This is a genomic window from Brooklawnia sp. (assembly GCF_049651565.1).
GTDB lineage: Bacteria > Actinomycetota > Actinomycetes > Propionibacteriales > Propionibacteriaceae > Brooklawnia.
Window position 1 is genome coordinate 1 of sequence record NZ_JBASCI010000114.1, and the last position, 13,143, is coordinate 13,143.

General features: G+C 68.5%; 7 protein-coding genes. 5 read left to right on the plus strand and 2 right to left on the minus strand.

Features of this window, described 5'->3' with window-relative positions; translation table 11 throughout:
* Positions 1-180 precede the first annotated feature (180 nt).
* Complete coding sequence (locus WBL05_RS05365; protein ID WP_424224268.1) at positions 181-462, plus strand: Lrp/AsnC family transcriptional regulator; 282 nt, start codon at positions 181-183, stop codon at positions 460-462.
* Here WBL05_RS05365 and WBL05_RS05370 read toward each other — a convergent pair.
* Positions 442-8,940: a GH36-type glycosyl hydrolase domain-containing protein gene (locus tag WBL05_RS05370; protein WP_424224270.1), complete on the minus strand. Its 8,499-nt coding sequence runs from the start codon at positions 8,938-8,940 to the stop codon at positions 442-444. The two genes, WBL05_RS05365 and WBL05_RS05370, sit on opposite strands and share 21 nt — an antisense overlap.
* Positions 8,941-9,069: 129 nt before the next feature.
* Positions 9,070-9,579: a peptidylprolyl isomerase gene (locus tag WBL05_RS05375; RefSeq protein ID WP_424224271.1), complete on the minus strand. Its 510-nt coding sequence runs from the start codon at positions 9,577-9,579 to the stop codon at positions 9,070-9,072.
* Positions 9,580-9,740: 161 nt separating this feature from the next.
* Here WBL05_RS05375 and WBL05_RS05380 point away from each other — a divergent pair, with 161 nt between their 5' ends.
* The 4 genes from WBL05_RS05380 to WBL05_RS05395 form a co-directional block, all read left to right on the plus strand.
* Positions 9,741-10,751, plus strand: a complete 1,011-nt coding sequence (locus tag WBL05_RS05380) for a hypothetical protein (RefSeq protein WP_424224273.1) — start codon at positions 9,741-9,743, stop codon at positions 10,749-10,751.
* 210 nt (positions 10,752-10,961) lie between these two features.
* Positions 10,962-11,492, plus strand: a complete 531-nt coding sequence (locus WBL05_RS05385) for a hypothetical protein (protein WP_424224274.1) — start codon at positions 10,962-10,964, stop codon at positions 11,490-11,492.
* A complete protein-coding gene (locus WBL05_RS05390) occupies positions 11,489-12,178 on the plus strand; it encodes a prepilin peptidase (RefSeq protein ID WP_424224276.1) in 690 nt (229 codons plus the stop codon). Before WBL05_RS05385 ends, WBL05_RS05390 begins: the two co-directional genes overlap by 4 nt.
* Positions 12,179-12,513: 335 nt before the next feature.
* Positions 12,514-13,143, plus strand: a 630-nt coding sequence (locus tag WBL05_RS05395; RefSeq protein WP_424224277.1) for a DUF222 domain-containing protein, incomplete at its 3' end; no start/stop codon positions are given.

Below are 13,143 nucleotides of genomic sequence, written 5' to 3' on the forward strand. Positions count from 1 at the left end.
CTACCGGCCTGCTCGATCGAGGAGGCCGAGCGGGTGGCCGCCTGGCTCGAGCGGCCGGGGGTGCGGTTGATCGACATCGAGGGCGACTGGTCGATGCCCCTGCACGTCGGCCTGAGCGAGGCCGACCTGCCGCGTCTGACCCTCGGGGCCTTCGCCACCGCGGCGCCATAGAATCAGGCCATGATCACCGCCATCGTCTTCGTCCAAGTCAAGTCGGACCAGATCCCCGAGGTCGCCGAACAGATCGCAGCCGTCGATGGCGTCAGCGAGGTCTACTCGGTGACCGGGCAGATCGACCTGATCGTCATCGTCCGGGTGCGCAGCTTCGACGCAGTGGCGGACATCATCTCGGACCGGATCAGCAAGGTGCCTGGCGTGATCGACACCACCACCCACCTTGCCTTCCGCGCCTACAGCCAGCACGACCTGGACGCCACCTTCTCACTCGGCGCCGGCGACTGACTCCTCCTGGCGGCCGATCCTGACGCTCACCCAGTGGGTGCCGGGTGACCGGTCGAGGTTGATCATCGCCGCACCCGCCACCACCGGCACCGGCTGCTGGTCGACCGTGCACTCCACGACCACCCGACCAGCCCCCGGTCCGCCGGAGATGTCGATGTCGTAGCGGGCCTCGCCGTGCTGGTAGAGCACGCTGGTCTTCTCCCACGTCGGGGGCAGGCAGCAGCGCACCTCCAGCCGCTCACCGTGCCGGCGCAGGCCCAGGATCGCCTCCAGCCCGGCCCGGTACAGCCAGCCTGACGACCCGGTGTACCAGGTCCAGCCGCCGCGCCCGGCGTACGGTTCGACCGAGTAGACGTCGGCGGCCAGCACGTACGGCTCAACCCGGTACTGCTCGGTCGCCGCCGCGTCGAGGGCGTGGTTGACCGGGTTTATCAGCTGGAACGCCTCCCCGGCCCGGTCGTCGCGACCCAGCGCCGCCCACGCCAAGATCGACCAGACCGCGCCGTGGGTGTACTGTCCGCCGTTCTCCCGCACCCCTGGCGGGTAGGCCCGGATGTAGCCGGGGTCGGGCTCGGAGGAGTCGAACGGCCTGGTGAACAGCCGGATCAACTGGTTGTCGTGGTCGACGAGCCGGCCGTGCAGCGACTCCATCGCCTGCGTGGCCCGTTCGGGCCGGGCGGCGCCCGAGAGCACCGCCCAGCTCTGCACGATGCCGTCGATGCTGCACTCGACCCGGCCGGCCGAACCCAGCGGGGTGCCGTCGTCGAAGTAGGCGCGGCGGTACCACTCACCGTCCCAGCCGGCGTCCTCCAGCGCGGCCAGCAGCGCGCGCTGCTCGGTAGCCGCCCGGGTCACGAACTCGGTGTCGCCGCGGCGACGGGCCAGTGGGACGAACGCCGACAAGGTGGCGTGCAGGAACCAGCCGAGCCAGACGCTCTCACCCTCGCCGCCGGCGCCGACCCGGTTCATGCCGTCGTTCCAGTCTCCGGCGCCGATCAGCGGCAGCCCGGACCTGCCGTAGCGGAAGGCGTGCTCCAGGCCGAGAACGCAGTGCTCGTAGAGGGTTGCCGTTCGGTCGGCCAGCCCGGGGGTGAAGAACCGTTCGTGCTCGCCGGAGGCCAGTGCCGGCCCTTGCAGGAACCCCACCTGCTCGTCCAGTACCTGCACGTCCCCGGTCACGTCGATGTAGCGGGCCGTCGCGTTGGCCAGCCAGACCACGTCGTCGGAGATCCGGGTCCGCACCCCGGCACCGGTGGCGGGCAGCCACCAGTGCTGGACGTCGCCCTCGATGAACTGGCGCCCGGCCGCCCGTAGCAGGTGCTCCCTGGCCAGCGCCGGGTCGACCAGCACAACGGCCATCGAGTCCTGCAACTGGTCGCGGAATCCGTAGGCTCCCGAGGACTGGTAGAAGCCGGTCCGTGCGAGCATCCGGCAGGCCACCGTCTGGTACAGCAGCCAACCGTTGAGCATCAGGTCGAACGACGGCTCCGGGGTGCTCACCTGCACCCGACCGAGCAACTCCCGCCAGTGCTGCCGCACCTGGTCGAGCAGTTCGGCCAGGTCACGGTTGCGGTAGTGCCCGAGCAGCGCCCGCACCTCGGTCAGGTCATGGCCGGCTCCCAGCAGGACGCGCAGCTCCACGGTCTGATCGGGCTCGATCCGCACGGTCTGCTGCATCGCCACGCAGGGATCCAGCCCCGGACCCACCCGATTGGACAGCGGCTCCCGGCGCCTGATGCCGTCCGGGCGGCGCAGCGAACCGACCGCACCGACGAACTCTGCACGGTCGCCGGTCCACGACGACTGCTCGCCACCCATGTCGAGGAATGCCACCTGGTCGGGGAAGTCGACGCTGAACGGGTTGCGCACCAGCAGTGCATCGGTGACCGGGTCGGACTCGGTCGCCAGGTGCCGGGCGGTCAGGTCACGGTGCTGTCCAAGCACCACCTCGGCGAAGCTGGTCACCGCCAGCCGCACCGTCCGCCTGGTCTTGTTGGTCAGCTTCAGGTGGCTGATCTTGACCGGGTCGTCGAGCGGCACGAAGACGGTCTGCTCGATACCCAGCTCCGGGCCCTGGTGGCTGTAGGTGGTGTAGCCGAAGCCGTGCCTGGTGACGTGCCGGCCGGCCGGCGCCACCGCGGCGGCTGGTGACCAGACCGCGGCGGTGTCCTCGTCCCGAATGTAGATTGCCTCGCTGACCCGGCTGGTCACCGGGTCGTTGTGCCACCTGGTGAGCTGGTTGTCCCGGCTGTTGCGCCACCAGGTGTAGCCGCCACCCTCGGCGGTGGCGAGGAAGCCGAACTGTTCGTTCGCGATCACGTTCGTCCAGGGCGCCGGGGTGGGCCGGTCGGGATCACAGACGATGACGTATTCGTCGCCGTCGGTGGTGAAGCCGCCGTAGCCGTTGAAGAACCGGAGGTCGGCCTCGATGTCGGCGGGCAGCAGCGGTGCGTCGAGGCGCCGGCGTGGCAACGCCCGCAGCCGTCCGTTCCCCGCCACCCGCGGGATGGCCCGCGGCGGCAACTGCTGGCTGATCGAGCCACGCCGGGCGAGCAGGACGACCGCGGAGCTGCACAGCAGGGTGGCCAGCGCCTGCTCGGACGCCTGGTCACGGCGGATGACGAAGACCTGTCCGGTGGAGTCCGGGTGCCCGGTCCGGGTCGAGATGGACCCCGCTGCGTGCTCGAGCTGGAGTTGCAGGTCCTGGGCGTATCCGGTGGCCTGCTCATTGAGCAGGACGACATCGACGGCGAATCGGCGGGTCCGCCAGTACTCGAAGGCCTGGACGACCTCCTTGACCAGGCCGATGTCGGCGACGTCATGGATGCGCACCAGCAGGATCGGCAGGTCACCCGAGATGCCCAACGACCACAGGTCGGACTGGGGCCCGGCCTTGGCCAGGGCATCGGCCGGGGGCCGCAACTCGGCCTGCGGGTAGGCGATCCGACCGGCCAGGTTCTGGAAGACGGCCGCGTCCTCGGCGTCGATGCCGAGGTGGCGCAGCTGCACCTGGGTCTGCGTCCAGGCCAGCATCGACAGCCGCTCGCTGGCACCCACGGTGCGGTGGTGATCCACCTGGCCGAGCAGGGTCTCGCGGTCGGCCGCCACCACGGTCCACCAGCACAGCACCACCCGTTCGCCGGGCGGCAGTTCCACCGGCTGACTCAGCGAGAAGATCGGGTCGAGGGTGTACCCGGTGGTACCGGATGGCCGGCCGCCCGGGGCCAGCTGGGCAGGGTTCTCCACGTCTCGCCCACGGCCCAGGAACTTGCGCCGGTCGGTCTCCGGTGTCGGCCCGGTCGGCAGATACTCCTCCCCGCGGTCGACGGTGACGAAGTGCGCCGCCCACATCTCCGGGTCGCTGGGCGAGCGGCGTCGGCGGGTGGCCACCAGGACGTCACCCTCGGCCAGGTGCTCGGTGTGGACGAACAGCTTGGAGAACGCCGGGTGGGCCCGGTCGTCGGCCAGTCGTCCCAGCACCAGCTCCTGGTAGCTGACGGCGTCCAGTCGACGGATCTGGGAACCATCGTTGGAGATGGTGACCTGCCGGACGACGGCATCGGCCTCGGGCGAGACCTGGTGCTGCACCACGACGGTCAGGTCGGAGTCCAGGTGCGAACTGAACCTCGCCCGGTCCTCGGTGAACCGGACCTGGTAGTGGTCCGGCAGCCGGTGCCTGGGCAGCGCGGTGGGTGACCAGACCCGTTCGGACTCGGTGTCGCGGATGTAGATGTGGTCGGTGCCGGCGTCGTCCGGACCGGTGGCGAAGCGGGTCACCGCCAGGCCGCCCCAGCGAACTGCACTGGCGCCGACGGAGGTGACTGACAGCGAGAGCCGGCCGTTTGACATCATCGCGACGTGCGGTGCCGCGGCCAGCTCGCCGGTGTAGACCCGTTCGGTCGGCGTGCCCAGGGCCTTGGTGGTGCGCGGTTCGACATCGGCAGCACGGCGGGCCGTCGAGAGCGGGACGTGGTCAGGCGCCCGCTCCTCGAGCAGCAGTTCCGCCGCAACGACCAGCGGTTCCTCATGGAACCGGTCGCGCATCCGCCCGTCGAACACCACGTTGGCGATCGCGACGATGGTCATCCCCTGGTGGTGTGCCATGTAGCTGCGGACGATCTCGTACTGCTGGCCGTCCCGCAGACGGCGGCGGGTGAAGTCGAGCGACTCGTAGAATCCGAAGCGTCCGCGCGCGCCCAGTCCGGCCAGCCGCCGATAGTTCGCCATCGCCTCGCGCGGGTTGACCATAGTCGCCAGGCCGGACGCGTAGGGTGCGATCACCAAGTTGTTGGACAGGCCGCGGACCAGGCCGAGACCCGGCACTCCGAACGGGGAGTACTGGTAGTTCATCCGGGCGTCGCGGGCGTAGTAGCCGGCCTCCGAGATGCCCCACACCGGGGCACCCACCTGCCTGGCGTACTGGATCTGGCGCTGGACCGCCAGCTCACAACTGGTGGCCAGCAGGCCGGTCGCCGGCTGGCGCATCACCAGCATCGGCATCAGGTACTCGAACATCGAGCCCGACCAACTGAGCAACGCGGCCCCGCCCCCGACGGCGGTCACGCTGCGACCCAACCGGGTCCAGTGCCGGGTACTGACGTCGTTCTTGGCGATCGCCACATAGCTGCCCAGTCGGGCCTCGGAGGCGAGCAGGTCGTAGCTGGACTCGTCGAGCTTCGCCTCGTCCACGTAGTAGCCCACCGACAGCAGCCGACGCTCGTGGTCGTAGACGAAGTCGAAGTCCATCTCGTCGAACTCACGCCGGGCCTGCGCCTCCACAGTGGCCAGCCGGTCGGCCAGGCAGCGGCGTCCAGCATCGTCAAGGGCAAGGTCACGCAACGCGGAGTTGACGCTGTGGGCCAGCGACTGGGCCACGTGCCGCAGTGAGCCCGGCAACTTGCCCTGCCCGACCAGTTCACCGACCACGACCCCGAAGCTGGTCAGCGACTGCTCGGTCACAGCGGTCTCGGACAGTTCCTGGCAGGCCCGCCTGATCCTGTCCAGCTCGGCGTCGACGGCTGCCCGATCGGTATCGTGCCAGCGTTCGGCGGGCAACTCCGCAGCCACCTGCTCCAACAGGCCGACGCCGTCCAGCAGCCCTTGCCTGCAGTCCACCGGAGCCGGCGGGTTCTCCTGCCAGTCGCGACAGAAGCTGGCCAGCACCAGCAGGTGTCCGGCGTAGTTGCCCGAGTCGACCGAGGAGACGTACCTGGGGTTGAGCGGCTCGCCGGTCTCGGTGTCGTACCAGTTGTAGAGGTGGCCTCGGTAGTGCTCGAGGTTCGCCGCCGACGACATCGTCGCCTCGAGTCGATCCACCGTCTCGCAAGCACCGATCCAGCCGAAGTCGCGGGCGCTGATAACGGTCAGGAAGTACAGTCCGATGTTGGTCGGCGAGGTGCGGCTGGCGACCTTCGGCTCCGGGTCCTCCTGGAAGTTGTCCGGCGGCAGGTGGGATTGCTCGGCGGTGACGAAGGTCTCGAAGAAGCCCCACGTCCGCCTGGCCACCAGCCGCAATTCGAGCAGGTCGCCAGGGTCGGCCTGGAGCTCGACGCGGTCGAGGCGGGCGCTGCTGCGTTGGGCTACCAGCGGCGCGATCAACCACAGCACAGCCGCCGGCAGCGCCACCCACAGCTGTCCCGACCCACTGAACGCTGCGACCACCAGTGCAACCAGCGGCGGCACCAACCCGCCGGCCATCTGCTGCACGAATCGCGCCAGGGTGCCGCTGGCCTGCCTGGCGGACGCCGCTGCCGTGGTCCACTCCAGCAGGTGCCGGCGGGAGATCACCATCCGCCAGCAGGTCCGGATGATCGCATCGGCATTGGACCAGGCCTTGTGGGCCAGGAAGATGAAGTTCAGCGCGGCCAGCCGCAGTGCATGCACCAGGTTGGTTCCGATGGTGTGGTACTTGCTGCGCAGTGTGATGCCACGGGCGGGCGCGAACAGCGCGCTGACGATGCCGATCAGCGACGGCAGCAGCAGCTGGGCGACCAGCAGCAGCAACCAGCAGGCGGCCGGCTGCCAATTGGACAGCGCCAGCGTCACAATGAAACCCACGACCGCGAAGATCGGCACCAGGGAGCGGCGCAGGTTGTCGAGCATCTTCCAGATGGCCAGCCCGTCCATCTGGGAACGGCGCCGGCCGAAGATCCACGGCAACAACTGCCAGTCGCCGCGAATCCAGCGGTGCTGCCGTTTGGTGTCGACCTCGTAGCTGGTCGGGTACTCCTCGACCACCTCGACATCGGTGACCAGTCCCGAGCGGGCATAGTTGCCCTCCAGCAGGTCGTGCGACAGCACGGTGTTCTCGGGGATCCGGTCGTCCAGCGCCGCTTCCAGCGCATCGATCTCGTAGATGCCCTTGCCGCTGAACGAGCCTCGACCGAACAGGTCCTGGTAGACGTCCGAGATCGCCACCGAGTAGGGCGTCAGCCCCCGTTGGGTGGAGTAGACCGACTGGAAGAACGAGGTGTCATCAATCGACGGCAGGCTCGGGGTGACCCTGGGTTGCAGCACCGAGAATCCACGGCTCACCCGGCCGGTCTTCGGATCGACGACGGGTCGGTTCAGCGGGTGGGCGATCTTGCCGACCAGCTTCCTGGCCGTGTCACGGGGTAGCCGGGTGTCGGAGTCAAGGGTGATCACGTAGCGGATCCGGCCCGGCATGCGTCCCTCGAAGGCGATGTAGCTGGTGTCGGTGGCACCGCGCAGGTAGGCGTTGAGCTCCATCAGCTTGCCGCGCTTGCGTTCCCAGCCCATCCACACACCCTCGCTGGGGTTCCAGCGCCGCTCCCGGTGGAACAGGAAGAAGCGTTCGCCGTACTTCTCGTTGAGCGACCGGATGCCTTGTCGGGCCTGGTTCAGCAGTTCGGCGTCGGAGGCGGTGTGCTCGCTGGCGGCGTCCGCCCAGTCGGTCGCTGCGGCGAAGTAGATCTCGCCGTCGTCGTTGGCCAGGAAGTGCACCTCAAGGTTGTCGATCAGCTCTTCGATGCCGTCGGATGAGGTGATCATGGTCGGGACGACCACCAGCGTGCGCAGCGCTTCGGGCACGCCGTTGGGCAGCTCGAGTCCGGGCCGCGAGGTCGTCGGCAACAGCCTGGAGATGCCGTAGTTGAGAAGCGCCAGCACCAGTTCGCTGGCCGGGAGGCTGGCCAGAATCCCGAGCACGACCATCGTGACGACAGCCAGGCCGCCGGTCAGCGCGTGAACCGCCCACAGCAGCAGGCCGACCACCAGGCCGGTGGCGAGCACCAGCCCGCCGAGGTAGCCGGGCAACCCCATCGCCTTGACCAGCCGCACCCGGCGTTCATGCCAGGTTGGCCGGTAACCGAGCTGGCGCTCGAAGTGGTCGACACCGTCATCGATCAGCCAGAAGCCGATGTCCCGGCCGACCTCGTCCGGGGACTGGTTGGCCACGAACAGTGCGGCCCGGGCGACGTCGAGCTCCTCCTGGTCGGAGCGGCGGGCGATTCGTTCAATCGCCGATCGGTAGGAGTTGCGGGTGGTGAAGTCGAGTTCGCGGTAGCCGGGGTGGGTGCGCAGTTCGGCCTCGATGGCACTGACCGACTCCAGCCAGTCCTCCCAGTTGACGTCGTTGACCAGCCGCAGCGAGTGGAAGATGTTGCGCATCGTCACGGTCGCGACGGACTGGGCGCCGAGGTCTGACTGGATGACCGCTTCGGCCGAGCCGCCCAGTTGGCTGAGCTGGTCGCCCAGCCACCCGTCCAGGCCCTCGATGGTCTGTCCGCTGAGCCTGCGCAGCAGTTGGACGATGAAGGCCCGGCTGGTCAACCCGGATTGCTCCCGCGGCAGCAGCGTGGTGGTGAAGGACGCCGCGGCGGGGCCGTTGATGCCCAGTAACCGGTCGGCCAGTTGGTCTGCCTGCCGCCGGTCACGAGTCGCCCGATCGAGTAGTTCGGCCTGCCGTCGGGCGTTCTCGATGAGCAGGATGCGCAGGTTGATCGCCACCGCCCACAGCTCGCCCAGGGTCAGCGCCTTGCGTCGTTCATAGGACTTGATGTAGCTGGCCAGCTGCTCGGGTTTGAACAGGGAGTCGGTGTGGGCCACGTAGGCCCACATGATGGCGAAGATCCTGGGGTGCCCGGCCAGGAAACCCGGGCCCAGCTTGGGCAGCTCGTCGAAGTAGCTGCGCGGCAGGTCGCGGCGGACCTGGCGGGTGTTCTCCTCGAGGATGTGGAAGTTGTCGATCAGCCACTCGGACGCCGGGCTGATCACAGCGCCACTGGCTGCGGCACTGCTCAGCCTCAGGTAGCACTCCCCCAGCACGCGGGCGTTCTCCTTGAGACGCCGCAGCAGGGAGACCACCGGGGTCGCCCGCTGCGAGACCAGGTGACTGTCGGCCAGCGACATGGCGTGCCGGGCCAGCTGCTCCTGGCTGAACAGGGCCGAGCGGATGGGTTGCTCATCCGTCCACGGGTCATGCGATCGCCGCCCCGAAGCCATCACCTGCGTTGACACCTGCGGCCACGATCCTCTCGCTAGCGAAAACCGAGCTCACTGTATCGAATGCACAGCTCGCCCGGCCGCGAAGCCCCGGTACTCGCCCACCCGTGACCAAATCCGGGGCGCGGATGGGCGAGATGGGCGTCAGGGAATAGTGATCGAGTTGATCACGACGTCGGTCACCGGCCGGTCGCCGCGGGCGGTGCGAGTGGACGCGATGGCGTCCACCACTGCCCGGCTGTCGGTGTCGGCGACCTCACCGAAGATGGTGTGCCGGCGGTTGAGGTGCGGCTGTGGGGCTACGGTGATGAAGAACTGGCTGCCGTTGGTGCCCGGCCCGGCGTTGGCCATGGCGAGCAGGTAGGGGCGGTCGAATACCAGGTCGGGGTAGAACTCGTCGGCGAAGCTGTACCCTGGTCCGCCGCGGCCGGTGCCGGTTGGGTCGCCAGCCTGGATCATGAAGCCGTCGATGACCCGGTGGAAGATCGTGTTGTCGTAGTACGGGCCTGTCTTCACCTGGCCGTCGACGGGGTCGCGGTACTCGCGCGTCCCGTTGGCCAGGCCGACGAAGTTGGCAACGGTTTTGGGGGCGTAGTCGGCGAACAGCTCGACGGTGATGTCGCCCATCGATGTGTGCAGGATGGCCTTCGGCATGTGGGCCGCCTTTCTTCTTGGAATGTCCACTCCTCATCCTTACAGACACCTGGCGACAATCTGTCCCGCTTGGCACGCGAGCCGGATGCAGCACGTAGCGTTGAAGAAGCTCGACTACGAGCAAGCTCGATCACGAGCCAGACAAATGAACGGAGTGAACCATGACCTGCAAGGGCAAGAAAGCGCGTCAGGCCGCCGAATCGGCCGCCGAGATGGCGCTCGAGCAAGGCAGCATGCTGACCGACACGGTGAAATCGGTGGCCCCGCATGCACTGCATGCCGGGCAGCAGGCCTATGAGTACGTGGTGCCCAGGGCTAGACAGGCCGGTGAGAAGGCCTTCGAGTACGTCGCACCCCGCGCCAGGCAGGCGGCGCACACCGCAGCCGAAGCAGTTTCCCCCTACATCAAGGACGCACGCGAGCGGGTGTCGCCGCTGGTGAGCGATGCCGCCAGCCGGGTGCAGCCGGCCGTGAAGCACGCCTACGCCAGCGTCCAGGACCGGGTCGAGCACGACGTCTACCCGAAACTGCAGGAGCTGTGGGAGGAGGCCAACGAGAACGCGACGGTGCACGAGGCGTCCCGCCGTGGCCGCTCGGCGATCGCCGCGTTGCGGGGTGACCTGCTGCTCCCCGAACCCAAGCCCGCCCGTCGCTCGCGCGGTATCCTCGCCAGGATCGCGACGGTCCTCGGCATCGCCGCCCTGGTCGGAATCGCGGTGGTAGTCGTTCGCACGTTGCTGGGCAGCAAGGACGACGGCTGGTCGCCGGCCGAGCCGGTGCGTCCGGGCAGCGACGACACCGAGGCTGGCTGGGGAGAAAGCCCCTTCGCCGCCACCACCACGGTCGACGAGGACGTGGACACCCGGGCCCAGGAGTCGGTGGAAGAGGCCGAGGAGGTCATGATCTCCGAAGGCGGCCCGCTGACCGAGGAGCCGGACACCGGTGACAGCTCGGCGGAAGTCAGCGAACCCGCCCAGCGCGCGGCGGAAGGCTACGGTGAGGGCTCCTACGTCGGCTCCGAGCCGCCGGAGGGGTACACCATCAAGGGCAACGAACGCTCGATGAAGTTCCACACCCCGGACGCCGCCGGTTACGACCGCACGAACGCCGACGTGTGGTTCAACAGTGAGCAGGCGGCGTTGGCCGCCGGCTTCACCCGCGCGATGCGGTGAACTGACCGATCAGGACAAGGGGGCCGGCTGGTGCGACGAGCACCGGTCGGCCCCCTTGGTGTTGTCCGGAAACCGGCCGGTGTTGTCCGAAATCAACTGGTGTTGTCGGTATCCGGACGAGCGTGGACTCGGTGATTGGGATCGGGTTTAGTGGGCACGTCAACAGCCAAGAAGGCTGAAGAATCGAGTCACCCGCCCCAAGGAGACCCCATGAGCTCTACAATCGCGCCGCCCCGCCCCCACCCCACCCCGGAAAGGCCGGGTGAACCCACCGGGGTGTGGGTGGACGCTGCGCCGTTCCGCGCCTGGGTCCGGCAACTGGTGAGCGACACCGGCCTGCCGTGGCGAGTGATTGCGCGGGCGGCCGGCGTCCCGTCGCCCACGGTCCGGACGTTGCTGTGTGGACGGCACGGGCGCCCGCTGCGCAAGTTGCGGCACATGGACGCCACCCAGCTGCTGCGCCTGGACCACAACAAGCTGACCGTGCTGTCGGGCGAGCCCGCCAAGGCCACCTCGGTGAGGGCACTGACCTGGGCGCTCGGGTTACGGGGCTGCAGCCCGGCAGAGATCGCCTTCCACCTCGGCACGGATCTCCGGTCGGTGAACACCCTGATGGCTGGTGGCGACGCCTGGTGCTCACGGCTGCAACAACTGCGGGCCGAGGCGTGCTGTGAGGCGTGGGGAATTGATCCCGCGCGAGTGGCTGAGACCGCGCTGACTCCCCGCCCCCATCACCGGTGAGCGTGGTGCTGTCGTGGCTCGGCTGGACGGCAGCCACGCTGGGTCTGACCGGCGTCCAATTGGGCATCATCGCCCGCCATCCTGAGCCGCCAGCCGATGAACCGGACGTCGTGCACAAGATCAGATACGCCGACCTGATCACGACGCCGGCCATCCTGGCAGCGTTGGTCGGCACCCTGATCTGTAGCCTGCTGGTGGTGCTGTTCGTGCCCGACCAACTGCGTCCGGTATGGCTGGTCTGGTCCAGCGCGGCGCTGGTACTGGTGGCGGTGGACGCCCGCACCACATGGCTGCCGATCCGGGCCAGCCGGTTTGCGACTGGGTGCCTGTTGGTCGCCATGCTCGTTACCGGGGCGTTGGACCGACCGCAGGTGTTGCTTGGCGCTGTCCTGGGCGGTGCGCTGGCCGGTGGGTTGTTCGCGCTGCTCTGGTGGCTCACCGGCGCGCTCGGCTTCGGTGATGTCCGGCTGGCCGCGATGGCCGGCGGCCTGACCGGGCTGGGCTCCATCGAGTTGTGGTACACCAGCCTGCTGGCCGCTTCGATCGTCGGCGCCTGCTGGGGGCTGGCAGTCCGGTTGTGGCGGCGCCGACACCCGTCGCCACTGGGCAAGGCATTCGCATACGGCCCCGGTCTGTGGCTGGGTCCTTGGCTCGGCCAGTTGTGGCTGGTACTGACCGCAGGTTGACCCGGTGACCCGGTGACCCGGGGCCGCGGTCTCATCACCTCGCGCCACCCCGATCCGCAGGCTCCGCGTCCTCCGGTACCTCGCCGCCCCCTCTCTCCAGGCTCCGCGTCCTCAGTCACCTCGCCGCCCCCTTTCTCCAGGCTCCGCGTCCTGCGGCACCTCGCACCGCCCCAATCCCCCTGGCTCCATATTCTGTGTCCCCTCGCGCCCCCCGATCCCCCGAGTTCCTCATCCTCAGTGCCCATGGCATGCTGGCCTTGCGATGTGACGGAAATTATAGAACGTAGTTACGGTAAAACCCGAAAAACGTCGGTGGGATGCGGTTGAATAGTCCCATGAGCGATTCACCCGCACCAGAAGAAGACTCACCCGTCCCGGATGACCAGGTCTTCCAGCCGCCGCCCAAGGATGTTCGGGCCGCGTTCGCGGCGCTGGACCACGCCCACCAGCAACGACTCGCCGCCGAAGTAAGCGAACTGGTCGCGATCGTGCACGCCGCCGACCTCTATCAGGTCGACCAGGAAGCCGTGCTGGACGGCATGGAACGGCTGGTTCAACCGGGCCATGACGGCACACCCTTGGTGGGTGAGTTCCTGGCCACCGAAATCGGCCCACTACTCGGCGTCTCACCGCAGTCGGCGATGGGCCGGATCGGCGACGCACTGGATCTGCGGCACCGGCTGCCCATACTGTGGAACACCGTCCTCGCGGGGACAGTGCAGGTCTGGCAGGCACTCAAGGTCTGCCAGGCCACGGCGGCATTGTCGGTGCAGGCGGCTGGCTGGGTGGACAAGCAGTTGGCGGACGCGTTGCAGGCGTGGCCGTGGCCGCGAGTCACGCGGGCACTGCCGGCCTGGATCATCCAAGCCGACCCGGACGCCGCCCGCGACCGCGCCGAAACAGCAGCCAAGGACCGGCACCTGCGCCTGTCCCCGATCAACGACGGGCATGTGGCGATGTGGGGG

What these genes read in the sequence shown, in the direction of transcription:
- WBL05_RS05365 (WP_424224268.1), top strand. Translation starts at nt 181, where the DNA reads ATGATCACCGCCATCGTCTTCGTCCAAGTCAAGTCGGACCAGATCCCC.
- WBL05_RS05375 (WP_424224271.1), bottom strand. Translation starts at nt 9,579, where the DNA reads ATGCCGAAGGCCATCCTGCACACATCGATGGGCGACATCACCGTCGAG.
- WBL05_RS05380 (WP_424224273.1), top strand. Translation starts at nt 9,741, where the DNA reads ATGACCTGCAAGGGCAAGAAAGCGCGTCAGGCCGCCGAATCGGCCGCC.
- WBL05_RS05385 (WP_424224274.1), top strand. Translation starts at nt 10,962, where the DNA reads ATGAGCTCTACAATCGCGCCGCCCCGCCCCCACCCCACCCCGGAAAGG.